Raw genomic sequence first — 14,764 nt, forward strand, 5'->3', positions numbered from 1 at the left:
CGCCAAAAGAAAGTATCCTAAGAAAAGGCGGCCCGGATGCCGCTTGCACCCTGCGTTCCTCGCTTTCGCCGGGGGTTGACGAAAGGGGCTTCCTGCCCCTTCGTCAACGCGCCGCATCCATGCGTCGCCCCTACGGGCTAATCCCGCCGAAAGCTCCGGTACTCAGCGCGGCATACGGGAGAAAACCCCGTCCAGTAATTTGAAGCTTGATACGCATTTAGGCTATGGATCCAGCCAAACCATTATTAGTTGGATTTGAGCCAAGTTGTAGTCATTGGCTTATACATTCAAATTGGCCGGAAGCACCAGCCTTTAGAGCATTCCCACATTCGGGTAAGATGAGATCACACATCAAGCAAACTTTCTCGATCTCCAATACTTGAATTTTGCGACTACCTCTCCATCACATCCCGTCTGATTCCTCTCTGAGTAGCTAAAGTGCGCAATTACTCCTATTTCCCGGCTTTGCCTGTATAATCCCCAGCAGAGTTGGCCGAACAGTCGCCGTTTTATGCAAATAAAAGGGAGGAAAGTCCGGGCTCCATAGGGCAGGGTGCCAGGTAATGCCTGGGAGGCGTGAGCCTACGGAAAGTGCCGCAGAAAATATACCGCCTGGTTTTTCGGAACCCGGTAAGGGTGAAATGGTGCGGTAAGAGCGCACCGCGCAACTGGTAACAGGTGTGGCAGGGTAAACCCCACCCGGAGCAAGATCAAATAGAGGAGCATTGGCGTGGCCCGCGCTGCTCCTGGGTAGATTGCTTGAGCGTCAGAGTGATCTGACGCCTAGATGAATGGCTGTTCAAGACAGAACCCGGCTTACAGGCCAACTCTTTCTCTTCTTTTTCTTTTGCAATCCGCAAAATACTCCATGACAGCAAAAACCGACGAATTTTTCCGCAAGGCAGATCAGTTGATTGCCGCCGGCCGCTTCATCGACGGCAAGGGCTGGGTGCCCGCCACCAGCGGTAATTTCTCCGCTAAACTCAGCGACGGCAATATCGCGATTACCGTATCCGGCCGCCATAAAGGCCGCTTGCAAACCGATGACATCATGTTGATCGACAGCAAAGGTCATTCCCTGGACGGCAAGAAACCTTCGGCGGAAACGCTATTGCACACCTCGCTGTACCAACGTTTTCCGGAGGTTCAGGCGGTGCTGCATCCGCATTCGATCAACGCCACGTTAACGGCGCGCTTGTTCAAGCATGAGATCGTGCTGAAAGATTACGAACTGCTCAAGGCGTTTGCCGGCATTAATACCCATGAGACCCGCATTTCCATCCCGATTTTTGCTAACGATCAGGACATTCCCCGGTTGGCCGACAAGGTGGACAATTACCTGGACCATCACACGCACGACGTTTACGGCTATATTATTGCCGGCCACGGTTTTTATACTTGGGGCGCATCGGTAGATGATGCCTTGCGCCACCTGGAAGCCCTGGAATTTTTATTCGACGTTGAAATTCGCCTACATGGAGTAACACGATTATGAGCGCATTAACCCTTTACCCTGCCGATAAACCGCACCAAGGCCATACCTTTCTCGACTTTGCAGCCATCGCCGAGCAGCTGCAAGGCATAGGCGTACAGTTCGAGCGCTGGCAGGCCGATTGCGAATTTTCGCAGACGGATGATGCCGATGCGGTACTAAAGGCCTATCAAAGCTCGATAGACAAACTCAAACAAGAATATGGCTTTCAATCGGTGGACGTCATCAGCCTGAACGCCGATCATCCCAATAAAGATGCCTTGCGGCAGAAGTTTTTAGCCGAGCATACCCACAGCGATTTTGAAGTACGCTTCTTCGTGGAAGGCAAAGGGCTGTTTTATCTGCACGTCGGCGATCAAGTTTATGCCGTGTTGTGCGAGCAAGGCGATCTGATCAGCGTGCCGGCCAATACCACGCATTGGTTCGATATGGGGGAAAATCCGGCGTTTAAATGCATACGCTTGTTCACCACCGAAGACGGTTGGGTAGCGGAGTTTACCGGCAATCCGATTGCAGAAAGTTTTCCGACGCTGGACCAATACGTCGCCAGCTTATGATCAAGGCTATCGTTACCGACATTGAGGGAACCACATCGTCATTGTCGTTCGTCAAAGATGTGTTGTTTCCGTACGCCCGCGCCCGCTTGCCGGATTTTGTGAGCCGCCATCAAGAGCAAGCCGAGATCAAGCTATTATTGGCCGATGCCAACCAGTTAGCCGGCGGTGCACTCGATGACGATGCACTGATTGCGCAGTTCATCCACTGGATAGATACCGACCAAAAAATTACGCCGTTAAAATCCTTGCAAGGCTTGATCTGGCAGGAAGGCTATCGCAACGGCGATTTCACCGGCCATGTCTATGAAGACGCTGTGCGCAACTTGAGAAACTGGTTTGGCCTGGGCTACAAGCTTTATGTCTATTCCTCCGGCTCGGTGCAGGCGCAAAAGCTGTTGTTCGGGTACAGTGACTTCGGCGATCTTACCCCTTTATTTTCCGGTTATTTCGATACACACATCGGTGGCAAGAAAGAGGCAACATCGTATGAGCGAATTGCCGCCGAGCTTGGCTTGCCGGCAGAACAAATCCTGTTCTTGTCGGATATAAAAGACGAATTAGACGCCGCGCGCCAGGCCGGCTTCGCCACTTGCTGGCTGGTGCGCGACCAGAATCCCGACTCAGGCACTGAACATGTGCAAGTCAGCGATTTTGACGGCATTCATCTGTAAACCCGGCACTGCTTACCTATGAAAATAGCAATCCTGTCGCGCGACGCGACGCTGTATTCCAGCGTCCGGCTGCTGGAAGCCGCCGCCACTCGCGGTCATGAGGCCAGGGTATTGGACCCGACTCACTGTTATATGAACATCACCTCCATGAAGCCGTCCATTCATTACATGGGTGAAAATCTGGTGGGTTACGACGCGGTCATTCCCCGCATCGGTGCGTCTATCACCTTTTACGGCACGGCGGTGCTTAGGCAATTCGAGGTGATGAACACCTTCGTTCTCAACAATTCCGCATCGATCAGCCGCTCCCGCGACAAACTGGCGTCCAGCCAGTTGCTGGCTCGCAAGGGTATCGATTTGCCCATTACCGCGTTTGCCCATAATCCGGACAATATCGAAGATCTAATCGCCGAAGTCGGCGGCGCGCCGCTGGTAATCAAACTGGTGGAAGGTTCGCAAGGCATAGGCGTCGTGCTGGCCGAAACCCATAACGCCGCGCATAGTGTGATTCAGGCGTTCATGGGTCTAAACGCCAACATCATGGTGCAGGAGTTCATTCAGGAAGCCGCGGGTAGTGATATTCGCTGCTTTGTTATCGGCGACAAGGTAGTGGCGGCAATGAAACGCCAGGGCCGTGAAGGCGAGTTTCGCTCCAATCTGCATCGTGGCGGCACGGCCACGCTGGTCCGATTGACCCCGCAGGAGCGCTCGGCGGCAGTGCGCGCCGCGAAAATCATGGGTCTCAATGTCTGCGGCGTCGATTTGCTGCGTTCCAAACGCGGACCGCTGGTGATGGAAGTCAATTCCTCGCCTGGTTTGGAAGGCATAGAAAAAACCAGCGACAAGGATATTGCCGGCTTGATGATTGAATATATTGAAAAGAATGCCGGGAAAAATAAATCCGGGTAATCGGTAACCCGGATTTAGTCAATAGAATCTTTAAAGCGTTGGTGGGGGATCGCGGGTGGGCCGAGAAACCCAGCCGATATGGATTATTTTTCCAATGTCACGAATGCCAACTTGGAAATCCCGGCATGCTGTACTGTCGCCATCACTTCCGCCACTTTGCCGTAATTCACGCCTTGATCGGCATAAATGTGAATGATTAGCTCGGGGTTGCCGGCCAATTCGTTCCTCAGCGTGGTATCCAACGCCGCTAAATCGGCCACGGCGTTTTTATTCAGGGTTACGGCACCTTGCGCGTCGATACCCAGTTGCATAGGCTGCTTTTCCAAATCCGGCGTCGTGGAGGCCGTTTTCGGCAAAGCCACGTTGACCGATTGGGTCAACAACGGTGCGGTGACCAACAAGATAATCACCAACACCAACATCACATCTACCAGCGGCGTAACATTAATCTCGCTAACCGGCCCATCGTCGTCTGAGTTTGTTTTAAATCCCATGTAATTAATCCTTGTTTTTACTGGTATTGATGTTTGAGTCGCCGAAGGCGATATGCAGAAAACCCTCGACGAAATTTTCCAGCGAAGCCCGATGGTGCTTGGCGCGACGCTGGAAGAAATTATAGGCCAACACTGCTGGTACGGCTACGGCGATACCGATAGCCGTAGCAATTAATGCATCGCCGATTGGCCCGGCCACTACGTCCAAACTGGCCGAACCGCTGGCGCTGATGTCGTGCATGGCGTGCATGATGCCAAGCACGGTACCGAACAGGCCGACGAACGGCGCGGTGCTACCGATACTGGCCAGCATGGTCAAGCCACTTTCCATTCGGCGTTGTTCGTCCTGAGTCTGTTTACGTAAGGTTTGTTCCAGCAAGTCTTGTGGAGAGCCACGAAACTTAAGGCTGGTGCAGGTTTCCGGATGAGTCATTTCCGCCAACCAGGCAAAGCCGCAGGCTGCAACCCGGGCTTTGGGGCCGCGTGCAGTTTCTGGAGGCAGTTGCTCTGCGGCCTTTAAATCCGTAGCGTCCCAAAAAGCATTGTTGTACTGTTTGTTATAGTAATTGTTCTTGGCAAACTGCCAGATTTTGAAAAAAATCAACGTCCACGTTATCAACGAAAACACTAGCAATGTGTAAAGGGTAGCGTCGATAACCGCTTCCGGGGCTATATGGTAGGGCATTAATCTCTCCGATTTTTATTCACGCAAAGTAAAAATTATTGGCACAATCACCGAACTGGCCACCGGCGTCTCGCCGCGTTTGGCCGGAATGAATTTCCATTTTTTCACGGCTTCCACCGCCGATTCGTCTAGCATCTCGTGGCCGCTGCTGTGCTCGACCGCCACCGAATCGCTTAAACCCTCCGGCGAGACTTGCACCCGTAACATCACCTTGCCCTGCCATCCGCGGCTTTTCGCAATCATCGGATATTCCGGCTTGGGGTTGTGGGCGTAGTTTGCCCGAAAATTGGCTTCGGTAAACTGCTCGGCGTTGGTTGCGGTCGTGTTGGTCGTCGTAGTCGTTACCGGCGCACTGCTCGCTGTATTGCTTACCGGTGTCGGCGGCGGCTCGGAAACCGGCTCAACCGGCGCATACTCAGGCGCCTTTTGCACGATAGGCGGCGCTTTTTTGGGAACCGGCTTGGGCTGCGGCTTTTTCGGCGGCGGCTCTTTTTTGGGCGGCGGCGGGGCGGGAGGCGGCGGGGCGGCGGCGGGCTTAGGTGCTGACATCGCAATCATCGATACTTCCATCATCAAAGGTTGCGCCGGCGTGACTTTTTCCTCGGGTTTCAGCAATTGCTGCAAACCCCAAACATGCAGCAACGCGACTAATAGCGTTAACAGCCTCAGCATGCTGGCGGGCCGTTCCTCTCCCAATAGCGTCCGCCAAAATGAGCCGGAACCGCTTGCCACTGCCGGCAGATAACCGCCGAACGACGCTAACTCTTTATTTTGCAAAGCATCCTCGTGGTTTTTAAATAAATACATATAAACTGTTGAATACAAAATTAAGCGCGATTCGAATTTAGCCGGGCATTGTAAATTAATACGTCTTAGCGCGACAGCCATCCTTACAGGAAACAACACTATCTAACCATTCCTTACTAAGACGTTTCAGCCGTCAAAATCCCCACTGGCTGATGACGGTTTCGGGCTAAATTACAATCTGTGGCATAATTTCCACTCCCGTCTTGTATTTCCGATTGATTCCATATGTCCGTAAAACAATCCGATCATCCCCAGGGTCAAGTCAACACACTGGCTTTAAGCGCGATAGGCGTGGTGTTTGGGGACATCGGCACCAGTCCTTTGTATGCGGTAAAAGAGGTTTTTCACGGCGGCTTGCCGACCGATGCCACCCATGTGCTCGGGGTGCTGTCCTTGATTTTTTGGGCTATCACCTTGGTGGTCACCACCAAATACGCAATTTTTATCATGCGCGCCGACAACAAGGGCGAAGGCGGCATCATGGCCTTGATGGCGCTGGCCTTGCAGGGGTCCAAAGATAATCCGGAACGCAAAGCGTTCATCGTCACCATCGGCCTGCTTGGTGCATCGTTGTTTTATGGCGACAGCATGATTACCCCGGCCATTTCGGTACTCAGCGCCGTGGAAGGTTTGCAAATCGTGGCGCCGCGTCTGGAACATTACGTTTTGCCAATCACCATCATCGTGCTCAGCGTGCTGTTTTTTATCCAGACCAAAGGCACCGGCAAAGTCGGCAGAATGTTTGCGCCCATCATGTGTTTCTGGTTTGCCACGCTGGGTCTTTTGGGGGGCATCAGTATTGTCCAGCATCCGGATGTATTGATGGCGGTCAACCCCTATTACGCGGTCAGTTTATTAATTGAATTGGGCTGGAAAGGCTTTTTAATCATGGGCGCGGTGGTGTTGGCGATAACCGGCGCCGAAGCCCTATATGCCGATATGGGACATTTCGGCTTAAAACCAATTCGGCGCGCCTGGTTCTATTTCGTATTTCCGGCCTTGCTGCTTAATTACTTTGGCCAAGGCGCATTGTTGATCGGCAATCCCAAGGCCGTTGAAAATCCGTTTTATCTAATGGCACCGCATTGGGCCCTGTATCCGCTACTGATCCTGGCGACACTGTCCACCGTGATTGCCTCGCAAGCCGTCATTTCCGGGGCGTTTTCTGTAACCCGGCAAGCCATACAACTCGGTTACTGTCCAAGGATGAATGTTCGCCACACCTCCGGCGACGAAATGGGCCAAGTCTATTTGCCTGCCGTCAACTGGCTGCTAATGGTCTCGGTGTTTATTTTAGTTTTGAGTTTCAGATCGTCGTCCGCATTGGCATCGGCATACGGCATTGCCGTAACCGGCACGATGATTGTCGATACCATCCTGGCCTTTATCGTCATCCAGGCCCTATGGCAATGGAACAAGGCCACCAGCATTGCTTTTCTGTCGACCTTTCTGATTATCGACCTGCTGTTTCTGTCTTCCAACAGCCTGAAAATCCCGCACGGCGGCTGGTTGCCGCTGGTGGTGGGTACGGTATTTTTCTTGATTATGACCACCTGGATCAAAGGCAAGGAATTGTTAGCCCGGTACCTGGACGAAAAACGGGTATTGTTCGAGGACTTGGACGAACGTTTGAAAGACCGGCCCCTGGTTACGGTACCCGGCACGGCAATCTATATGGCCCGCAGCGTACACGGTGTGCCGCAGGTTTTACTGCATAACCTGGAGCACAACCACGTGATGCACGAAAAACTCATCGTGCTGACCATCGTGACCCGCGAGGAACCTTACGTGGATGAAGCGCATAGGGTAAAAATCCGCATGTTCGGCGATAGCGGTGGCTTTTATCGGGTGAAATTGTATTTCGGATTTCAGGAGGAACAGGACGTGCGCCGCGCCCTGCAACTTTGCTGCCACGAAGGCTTGGATATCGATCAAAAATCCGTCTCGTTTTTTATCGGTAGCGAGAAACTGTCGTTCCGCCGCAAAAGCCCGATGCCGAAATGGCGGCGCTCCTTGTTCAGTTTCTTAACGCATAATTCCAGTAGCGCGATAGAGTATTTCAAAATCCCCGTCGAACGTGTGATCGAGCTGGGAATCCGCATCGAATTGTAGAAATCCAATGACCGCCTAGGCGCGCTTAGTCTCCGCGTCTGCCGAAACGGCCGCCCCAGCCGCCGCGCTGATGGTCGCCGTCACTGTCCCTGCGCCCGAAACCGCGTTCCTGCCGCTCCGGCATCGATTGTTGTTGGAGGGATCTTTGTTCGGCATGCCGTTCACGATCAAAGTCCCGACGCCCCAAGTCCCGCCCCTGCCAACCGCCAACACGATGATCGAAATGCGGCATTGGTTGATGCCAGTCATGATGATCGCCGTGATGATGCTCCGGGCGATAACTCGGCTGCACATAATAGCGGCCGTAAGTAATACTGGTGCTCGGGCTGGCATAACTACGCCCGTAGCTTTGGTAATAGCCGGGCGACGAGTAAGCACTGCCATAACCATAGTCACGCTGATAATAGCCGGTCGCGCAACCCGATAGGGTTAATACGGCGATGGTAAGAATGCTGACTTGTATGGTTTTCATGACTGCCTCTTGGCTGGTTGGCCCTCTAATGTAAAGTTAGGCTTAGCATATCCGAGGCAGACTTAATCGATGCTTAACCTGAGGCGCCGACCAAAAAATGTTCCGGCTCGGCAATCACCGGATTGCTTAGCGCGCCGATGCCTTCTATCTCGATACGCACAGTTTGCCCCGGCTTCAGATAACCGCGCGGTTTCATTTTTACTCCCACCCCGGCCGGTGTACCGGTACTGATCACATCGCCCGGCTCCAACGTCATCACTTGCGTCAGATAAGCAATCAACTCGTAACAATTAAAAATCATGTCGCCGGTATTACCATTTTGCCGCAACTCGTCGCCCACCCAGGTTTTTAAACTGAGATTATGCGGATCGGCGATTTCGTCGGCCGTCACCAGCCATGGCCCCAGTGGACCATGAGTATCGAAGGATTTGCCCAAGGTCCAGGTAGGCGTGCGTTGCTGCCAATCGCGCACCGTCACATCGTTGCAAATGGTGTAGCCGGCGATGACTTCATGCGCTTGCTCGACAGGCACCTGTTTGCAGCGCTTGCCAATCACAAACGCCAACTCGCCCTCGTAATCAACCTTGTCCGACACCGGCGGCAGATGAATCGCCTCGCCATCGGCGATGACGCAGGTACTTTGCTTGGTAAAAAAGGTTGGATATTCCGGTTTTTCCATTCCGGTTTCACCGATGTGATCGGCGTAATTCAAACCAACGCCCAACAGCTTGCCGGGACGCGGAATCGGCGCCAACAAACGCACGTCGCTGAGAGCGATGCGTTCGCCGTCGGCAGCAATCTGCTTTTGCAGCGCTAGTTTCGCCGACTCTCCAGCCGCCAGAAAATCGAGCATATTGCCGGGCAAATCCGCGCCGGCCGGGACGATTTGCGCGCCAACCAGTGCGCCTATATGTACTTGACCATTGTATTTATAGCTCAGTAGTTTCATACCGAATCAACTCTTCATCCAAACAAAATCCGCATTGTATCGCAGTGCCGGTGTCGCCCAGCAAAACCCGCGAACTGGACGTCTTATTTCTAAGCACTGTCCAGTTATTGGACGCTCATTCTTTAAAAAGCGCCGGCCCAGAGCTATAGACAATACCATCTAAGGCATTGTTAATAAAAGGCTTAATCAAATAACGCAATACTGGCACACGTGTTGCACTCTGACCACCGAGGCTGGCGTCAGTCCAGACCAATCAGCGCTTTAAGGCAACGGAAAGTCACCGCTTAGCTGAATGACGACAGCCTCGCCATTCTTATAACACCACAACGAGGATTCAATATGGCTATAAGTACCGCCACAAAAGCCGCAACCGATGCGTTGGCCGCCAATCCGGCGCCCGTCAGTGTGGGTGCACAGGAAGTTCACCGCTGGATGCAGAGCTTTACCTGGGATTTTGATAAAAATCGCACCAAGTATTCGACCAAATACAAAATGGCCAACGATACCAAGGAGCAATTCAAGCTGATCGCGAAAGAATATGCCCGCATGGAATCGGTGAAGGACGAGCGTCAATTCGGCAGCTTGCAAGACGTGTTGACGCGGGTGGATGCGGCTAACCGCGTGCATCCGAAATGGAATGAATCGATGAAGATCATCTCCAACTTCCTGGAAGTGGGCGAATACAACGCCATTGCCGCCACCGGCATGCTGTGGGATTCCGCGACCGCACCCGAGCAAAAAAACGGTTACTTGGGCCAAGTGCTGGACGAAATTCGCCACACCAACCAATGTGCTTACATCAACTATTACTTTGCCAAACAAGGCCAGGATGCGGCCGGCCATAACGATGCCCGCCGCACTCGAGCGATTGGTCCGCTGTGGAAAGGCATGAAACGGGTATTCTCGGACGGCTTTATTTCCGGCGACGCGGTGGAATGCTCCATCAATCTGCAATTGGTCGGCGAAGCCTGCTTTACCAATCCATTGATCGTGGCCGTAACCGAATGGGCGTCCGCCAACGGCGACGAGATGACGCCGACTGTGTTCTTGTCCATCGAAACCGACGAGCTGCGCCACATGGCTAACGGTTATCAAACCGTGGTATCCATCGCCAACGACGAAGCCGCTTCGAAATATCTGAATACCGATTTGAACAACGCCTTCTGGACCCAACAAAAATACTTCACACCGGTATTGGGCATGATGTTCGAGTACGGCAGTCATTTCAAAGTCGAGCCATGGGTGAAAACCTGGAACCGCTGGGTGTACGAAGATTGGGGCGGTATCTGGATCGGCCGTTTGGGCAAATACGGCGTCGAATCGCCACGCAGCTTGCGCGATGCCAAAAAAGACGCTTACTGGGCGCATCACGACTTGTTCCTGATCGCTTATGCCTTGTGGCCCACCGGCTTCTTCCGTTTGAGCCTGCCAACACAGGAAGAGGCTGAGTGGTACGAAGCCAACTACCCAGGCTGGTACGACATGTACGGTAAAGTCTACGACGAATGGCGCGCGCGCGGTTGCGAAGATCCAAGCAGCGGCTTCCTGCCCATCCAATGGTTCATCGAAAACAACCATCCGATCTATATCGACCGGGTTTCGCAAGTGCCTTTCTGCCCTAGTTACTGCAAAGGCGAAAGCACCTTGCGGGTACTGGAATACAACGGCAAAAAACATTCCTTCAGCGACCAATGGGGCGAAAGAATGTGGCTGTCCGAGCCTGAGCGTTATGAGTGCCAAAACATCTTCGAACAATACGAAGGCCGCGAATTGTCGGAAGTGATTGCCGAAGGTTTTGGTCTACGCAGCGACGGTAAAACCCTGATCAGCCAGCCACACACCAATAAAGACGGCAAGCTGTGGACGCTGGATGACATCAAAAAGATTAATTGCGTGTTTTCCGATCCGTTGAAAGCCCTGTAATCGTTTCAATTCTTTAAGGAAATAGCTTATGTCTATAGAAGTAAATGGCGGCAGACGCGGCCTGACCGACCCGGAAATCGCCGCAGTGATCATGGCCGCAGTGCCGGACAAGCCTCTGGAAACCCAGCGCAAAATGAATTACTTCATGAAGCCGCGCGGTAAGCGGATCAATGAATATGAAGTGTTGTGTTGCTATAGCCAGCCCACACCGGACTGGATTCCCGGCGGTTTGGACTGGGGCGATTGGACCCAAAAATTCCACGGCGGCCGCCCATCCTGGAGTAACGAGTCCACCGAAATGCGCAGCTCGGATTGGCTGGCGCACCGCGACCCGGCCTTTCGTTGGCATGCGCTGTATGTCAAGGATAAAGCCGAAGAATGGCGTTATACCGACCGTTTCCTTAAAGCCTATTCCGCCGACGGCCACGTAAGGTCGATCGATCCGGTCTGGCGCGATGAGGTTTTGGGCGATTATCTCGGCGCTTTCGGCTTTTACGAATACGGCTTGTTCAATGCGCATTCCTCGGTGGTGCGCGATTGCCTGGGCGACACCTTGCGGATGAGCAGCGCGATGATCGGTCTGGACAAGGTCGACAACGCGCAAATGATTCAAGCGGAACGTACCTTTTTGTCTAAATTGGTGCCGGGTTTCCCCGAGTCCACCGACATTCCTAAACAGGAATGGACAAAAGGCACTATTTTCAAAGGCGCTAGAGAGTTGGTGCAAGACATTTGGCAAGCTACTTATGACTGGAACGAAATCTTGTTCTCCGGCCATATGATTTGCGACCCCATCTTCGGGCAATTTGTACGCAGAGAGTTCTTTATGCGGTTGTCGTCTTATTACGGCGATAACTTGACCCCGTTCTTTATCAATCAAATGCAGTTGTATTTCTCGCAAACCAAAGGCATCACCACCGACATGTTCCATACCTGTCTGGGGGCCGACGTGGAATTCGGCGATTACAACAACCGGTTGATGCGGGCTTGGGCCAATAAGTGGCTGCCCAGAACCGTCGATGCACTGAAGGATTTCATGGCGATTTACGCCACCATTCCGGAAATCAAAGGCGTCAGCGACAAAGCCGCCATCGAAGCGGCGCTGGTTAGGGTGTTTGCCGATTGGAAACGCGATTTTGCCGATCCGATCAACTTTAAAGTCGATACCAATGCCCTCGTCAAAACCGTGTTAAGCGGACTCAAATAAGGAAAACTCATGTCGAAAAGTTCAAATGCTTACAACGCAGGCATTATGCAAAAAACCGGCAAAGCCTTTGCCGATGAATACTTTGCCGAAGATAACCAGGTCGTGCACGAAAGCCACGAAGTGGTGCTGGTTCTGAAAAAATCCGATGAACTCAACACCGTGGTGGAAGAAATTCTGCAAGGTTCGCACAAGGCGGACAACCCCACGCTGGTGGTGGAAGACCGCGCCGGTTTCTGGTGGCTGAAAGCGACCGGCAAAATCGAGATCGACTGCGTCGAAGTTTCGGAATTACTGGGCAAGCACTACAGTGTTTACGACCTGTTGGTGGATGTGTCGTCCACCATCGGCCGTGCTTATACCCTGGGCGAGACCTTCACCATCACTTCCGAGTTAATGGGTCTTGACGTCAAACTGAAAGACTTGGCTGCGGCGTAGGAGAACACCATGGCAAATATTCATGACAACCCCACCCGTAATGCCTGGATGGCCAAAATTGCCACGTTGGATACCCTGGCAAAGGCGCACGCCTTCATTACCGACTTCCGCGCCAAGCACATGAGTCCGTTCAAAACCGATTGGTCACTGGAATTGGATGGTCTGTGGATTGAGTTGAAAATAGAAGAGAAGCTGGCGCTGTTGAAACATAAGGAATTCAATGACACTCAACTGCTCAACAACTGCACCTGCGGCGCCAATGCCCAGCAAGTGGCGAATGAAGTGATTGCCAAAATGGAGGCATGCACGGACATGTACGAAGCAGAGCGCATTCACATCAACTTCAGACTGGCCTGCAAACCGCCTGTGATGCCGGTCAATGTGTTTCTGGACACCGACCGCCAGTTGGGGACCAAGTTGATGGAACTGCGCAACACCGACTACTACGCCTTGCCGTTAGAGGCATTGCGTCAGAAACGCGGCGTGAAAGTGGTCACCTTGCAGTAATCGTTCGGCAGGATGCGCCGCACTTGCGCGTGGCGCATCCTTTATAGCCAACAAACCGATAGCGGACAAAACCTACTCGTCGCTTACATCGCCGTGAGCGAGAGGGCGTTTGTGTGCGCTTCGATCTCAACGAACCATTTCATAGAATCAGTATTATGGATTTTTTCTCAAATTTTAAGTCGGCGGTTGCGCCCGCTTTTCCCAGTGAAGCCGACAAACTCACCACGCTATACGACACCGCGCCTTACGCTGCTTTCTGCGAAGATCTCGAGTTCATGTGGCGCTGGACCATCTACCGCGACCAAAAATTGGTGCAGGAAGGTTGCTCGCTAACCCTGGACGCATCGCGGCGTGCGGTTGAGCACGTATTGGCTTTTTTCAGCGTGTCGGCCAAAAACCAATGCCTGGGAGAATGACATGAGCGCCCATCAAATTAAAATCATTACGCAAGACGGGGAATCCGTTTGCTTTGATTGTTACGAAGACGAGGATGTCATCACGGCAGCGGTGCGGCAGGATATATATTTGATGTCTTCTTGCCGGGAAGGCGGTTGCGCGACTTGCAAAGGATTTTGCGCGGAAGGCGATTACGTTTTGGGCAAATGCAGTTCGCAGGCTTTGCCCTACGAAGAAGAAGAGGCCGGCGAAGTGTTGTTATGCCGTTGCTACCCCGTGAGCGATTTGGAAGTCGAAGTACCTTATACCTACGACCGGATTTCATTCTCACCGGAAGGTTTGACGTTTGTAGCGGAAGTCATTGAGCTAACGCCAATTTCCATCAACGTGGTGAAACTGCTGCTGCGGCGCACGGGCGACGATCAAACCATCAAGTTCGACTCCGGGCAGTTTTTTGATTTGGAAATTCCCGGCACCACCATCACCCGTTCATACTCCCCCGCCAACACGTCCAATAAAACCGGCGATCTGGAGTTTTTGATTCGCATCGTCGATGGCGGCAAATTTTCAGAATATTTAAAAAACGACGCCAAGTTGGGTCAGAAATTAAACGTCAAAGGCCCGTCCGGCGTTTTCGGTTTGAAGGAAAACGGTTTTACCCCGCGCTATTTTGTGGCCGGCGGCACCGGACTGGCGCCGATATTATCGATGGTGCGGCGGATGCACGAATGGGAAGAACCGCAAAAGTGCATCATCTATTTTGGGGTAAACACCGAAGCCGAAATTTTCCATCTGGATGAACTGAATCAACTGGCCGCACAAATGCCGACGCTGGAGCTGAGAAACTGCGTCTGGAAATGTTCGGACGACTGGCATTGCGAAAAAGGCAGTGTGGTCGACATCCTGCGCCGCGATTTGCAGGATACCGGCGCCAAGCCGGATTTATATCTGTGCGGGCCGCCGGGCATGGTCGACGCCACCTTTGCGGTGTGCGCCGAAATGGGCATCCCTAAGGAACGTATCTACCTTGAAAAATTCCTGCCTAGCGGTTCGCCTTAACGCCACGGGCAAACAGGGTGCTGCGCTGCCGTTTCCCTGCGCAGCCACCCTGTTTGCCGATCCAAATCAGCCTTTTTTCCTATCGAAAA

The 14,764-nt window shown here is 52.8% G+C and carries 16 protein-coding genes and 1 other RNA gene; 12 read left to right on the forward strand and 5 right to left on the reverse strand.

Annotation, left to right across the window (positions count from 1 at the left end; genetic code table 11):
* Positions 1 to 485: 485 nt before the first annotated feature.
* The 5 genes from rnpB (at position 486) to rimK (ending at position 3,629) form a co-directional block, all read left to right on the forward strand.
* Positions 486 to 835, forward strand: an RNA gene (gene rnpB / locus JWZ98_RS21505) — RNase P RNA component class A.
* 33 nt (positions 836 to 868) lie between these two features.
* Positions 869 to 1,495: a methylthioribulose 1-phosphate dehydratase gene (locus JWZ98_RS21510; RefSeq protein ID WP_033157485.1), complete on the forward strand. Its 627-nt coding sequence runs from the start codon at positions 869 to 871 to the stop codon at positions 1,493 to 1,495.
* On the forward strand, positions 1,492 to 2,049 hold the full coding sequence (locus JWZ98_RS21515) for a cupin domain-containing protein (protein ID WP_205451830.1): 558 nt from the start codon (positions 1,492 to 1,494) through the stop codon (positions 2,047 to 2,049). The genes JWZ98_RS21510 and JWZ98_RS21515 overlap by 4 nt, the downstream gene beginning before the upstream one ends.
* A complete protein-coding gene (mtnC, locus tag JWZ98_RS21520) occupies positions 2,046 to 2,720 on the forward strand; it encodes an acireductone synthase (protein WP_205451832.1) in 675 nt (224 codons plus the stop codon). The genes JWZ98_RS21515 and mtnC overlap by 4 nt, the downstream gene beginning before the upstream one ends.
* 18 nt (positions 2,721 to 2,738) lie before the next feature.
* Entirely contained in the window at positions 2,739 to 3,629 is an 891-nt protein-coding gene (rimK, locus tag JWZ98_RS21525; protein WP_205451834.1) for a 30S ribosomal protein S6--L-glutamate ligase, read from the forward strand.
* Between the two features lie 83 nt (positions 3,630 to 3,712).
* On the opposite strand, the gene JWZ98_RS21530 is transcribed toward rimK, so the two are convergent.
* From JWZ98_RS21530 to JWZ98_RS21540, 3 genes are read right to left on the reverse strand one after another with little or no spacing between them, the layout of a single operon-like run.
* Positions 3,713 to 4,123 (reverse strand): biopolymer transporter ExbD, encoded by a 411-nt coding sequence (locus JWZ98_RS21530; protein ID WP_033157489.1) that lies wholly within the window; start codon positions 4,121 to 4,123, stop codon positions 3,713 to 3,715.
* Between the two features lie 4 nt (positions 4,124 to 4,127).
* A complete protein-coding gene (locus JWZ98_RS21535; RefSeq protein ID WP_101053835.1) occupies positions 4,128 to 4,808 on the reverse strand; it encodes a MotA/TolQ/ExbB proton channel family protein in 681 nt (226 codons plus the stop codon).
* A gap of 15 nt (positions 4,809 to 4,823) precedes the next feature.
* Positions 4,824 to 5,615 (reverse strand): energy transducer TonB, encoded by a 792-nt coding sequence (locus JWZ98_RS21540; RefSeq protein WP_225892962.1) that lies wholly within the window; start codon positions 5,613 to 5,615, stop codon positions 4,824 to 4,826.
* Positions 5,616 to 5,840: 225 nt separating this feature from the next.
* Here JWZ98_RS21540 and JWZ98_RS21545 point away from each other — a divergent pair, with 225 nt between their 5' ends.
* Positions 5,841 to 7,727 carry a potassium transporter Kup gene (locus JWZ98_RS21545; RefSeq protein WP_205451841.1) on the forward strand — a complete coding sequence of 629 codons (1,887 nt, stop codon included), beginning with the start codon at positions 5,841 to 5,843 and terminating at the stop codon, positions 7,725 to 7,727.
* Between the two features lie 25 nt (positions 7,728 to 7,752).
* Here the strand turns inward: JWZ98_RS21545 and JWZ98_RS21550 are convergent, their stop codons facing one another.
* Both JWZ98_RS21550 and JWZ98_RS21555 read right to left on the reverse strand, forming a co-directional pair.
* On the reverse strand, positions 7,753 to 8,199 hold the full coding sequence (locus tag JWZ98_RS21550) for a hypothetical protein (protein ID WP_171696929.1): 447 nt from the start codon (positions 8,197 to 8,199) through the stop codon (positions 7,753 to 7,755).
* A 73-nt stretch (positions 8,200 to 8,272) separates the two neighbouring features.
* A complete protein-coding gene (locus tag JWZ98_RS21555) occupies positions 8,273 to 9,148 on the reverse strand; it encodes a fumarylacetoacetate hydrolase family protein (RefSeq protein ID WP_205451843.1) in 876 nt (291 codons plus the stop codon).
* Between the two features lie 339 nt (positions 9,149 to 9,487).
* On the opposite strand from JWZ98_RS21555, the gene mmoX reads away from it, so the two are divergent.
* From mmoX to mmoC, 6 genes are all read left to right on the forward strand, one after another.
* Positions 9,488 to 11,071 (forward strand): aromatic/alkene monooxygenase hydroxylase subunit alpha, encoded by a 1,584-nt coding sequence (mmoX, locus tag JWZ98_RS21560; RefSeq protein WP_205451845.1) that lies wholly within the window; start codon positions 9,488 to 9,490, stop codon positions 11,069 to 11,071.
* Positions 11,072 to 11,099: 28 nt separating this feature from the next.
* Entirely contained in the window at positions 11,100 to 12,278 is a 1,179-nt protein-coding gene (gene mmoY / locus JWZ98_RS21565) for an aromatic/alkene monooxygenase hydroxylase subunit beta (protein ID WP_205451847.1), read from the forward strand.
* Positions 12,279 to 12,287: 9 nt separating this feature from the next.
* Positions 12,288 to 12,713: a methane monooxygenase regulator MmoB gene (mmoB, locus tag JWZ98_RS21570; RefSeq protein WP_033157497.1), complete on the forward strand. Its 426-nt coding sequence runs from the start codon at positions 12,288 to 12,290 to the stop codon at positions 12,711 to 12,713.
* Positions 12,714 to 12,722: 9 nt separating this feature from the next.
* Positions 12,723 to 13,220, forward strand: coding sequence for an aromatic/alkene monooxygenase hydroxylase subunit gamma (gene mmoZ / locus JWZ98_RS21575; RefSeq protein ID WP_033157498.1), 498 nt, complete (start codon positions 12,723 to 12,725; stop codon positions 13,218 to 13,220).
* A gap of 155 nt (positions 13,221 to 13,375) precedes the next feature.
* Positions 13,376 to 13,636 (forward strand): soluble methane monooxygenase-binding protein MmoD, encoded by a 261-nt coding sequence (gene mmoD, locus JWZ98_RS21580; RefSeq protein WP_051670140.1) that lies wholly within the window; start codon positions 13,376 to 13,378, stop codon positions 13,634 to 13,636.
* A 1-nt stretch (position 13,637) separates the two neighbouring features.
* Positions 13,638 to 14,675: an aromatic/alkene monooxygenase hydroxylase FAD-binding subunit MmoC gene (gene mmoC / locus JWZ98_RS21585; protein ID WP_171696933.1), complete on the forward strand. Its 1,038-nt coding sequence runs from the start codon at positions 13,638 to 13,640 to the stop codon at positions 14,673 to 14,675.
* The last annotated feature ends 89 nt before the right edge of the window (positions 14,676 to 14,764 follow it).

This window comes from Methylomonas sp. EFPC1, from assembly GCF_016925515.1.
GTDB lineage: Bacteria > Pseudomonadota > Gammaproteobacteria > Methylococcales > Methylomonadaceae > Methylomonas > Methylomonas defluvii.

What these genes read in the sequence shown, in the direction of transcription:
- JWZ98_RS21510 (WP_033157485.1), top strand. Translation starts at nt 869, where the DNA reads ATGACAGCAAAAACCGACGAATTTTTCCGCAAGGCAGATCAGTTGATT.
- JWZ98_RS21515 (WP_205451830.1), top strand. Translation starts at nt 1,492, where the DNA reads ATGAGCGCATTAACCCTTTACCCTGCCGATAAACCGCACCAAGGCCAT.
- mtnC (WP_205451832.1), top strand. Translation starts at nt 2,046, where the DNA reads ATGATCAAGGCTATCGTTACCGACATTGAGGGAACCACATCGTCATTG.
- rimK (WP_205451834.1), top strand. Translation starts at nt 2,739, where the DNA reads ATGAAAATAGCAATCCTGTCGCGCGACGCGACGCTGTATTCCAGCGTC.
- JWZ98_RS21530 (WP_033157489.1), bottom strand. Translation starts at nt 4,123, where the DNA reads ATGGGATTTAAAACAAACTCAGACGACGATGGGCCGGTTAGCGAGATT.
- JWZ98_RS21535 (WP_101053835.1), bottom strand. Translation starts at nt 4,808, where the DNA reads ATGCCCTACCATATAGCCCCGGAAGCGGTTATCGACGCTACCCTTTAC.
- JWZ98_RS21540 (WP_225892962.1), bottom strand. Translation starts at nt 5,615, where the DNA reads ATGTATTTATTTAAAAACCACGAGGATGCTTTGCAAAATAAAGAGTTA.
- JWZ98_RS21545 (WP_205451841.1), top strand. Translation starts at nt 5,841, where the DNA reads ATGTCCGTAAAACAATCCGATCATCCCCAGGGTCAAGTCAACACACTG.
- JWZ98_RS21550 (WP_171696929.1), bottom strand. Translation starts at nt 8,199, where the DNA reads ATGAAAACCATACAAGTCAGCATTCTTACCATCGCCGTATTAACCCTA.
- JWZ98_RS21555 (WP_205451843.1), bottom strand. Translation starts at nt 9,148, where the DNA reads ATGAAACTACTGAGCTATAAATACAATGGTCAAGTACATATAGGCGCA.
- mmoX (WP_205451845.1), top strand. Translation starts at nt 9,488, where the DNA reads ATGGCTATAAGTACCGCCACAAAAGCCGCAACCGATGCGTTGGCCGCC.
- mmoY (WP_205451847.1), top strand. Translation starts at nt 11,100, where the DNA reads ATGTCTATAGAAGTAAATGGCGGCAGACGCGGCCTGACCGACCCGGAA.
- mmoB (WP_033157497.1), top strand. Translation starts at nt 12,288, where the DNA reads ATGTCGAAAAGTTCAAATGCTTACAACGCAGGCATTATGCAAAAAACC.
- mmoZ (WP_033157498.1), top strand. Translation starts at nt 12,723, where the DNA reads ATGGCAAATATTCATGACAACCCCACCCGTAATGCCTGGATGGCCAAA.
- mmoD (WP_051670140.1), top strand. Translation starts at nt 13,376, where the DNA reads ATGGATTTTTTCTCAAATTTTAAGTCGGCGGTTGCGCCCGCTTTTCCC.
- mmoC (WP_171696933.1), top strand. Translation starts at nt 13,638, where the DNA reads ATGAGCGCCCATCAAATTAAAATCATTACGCAAGACGGGGAATCCGTT.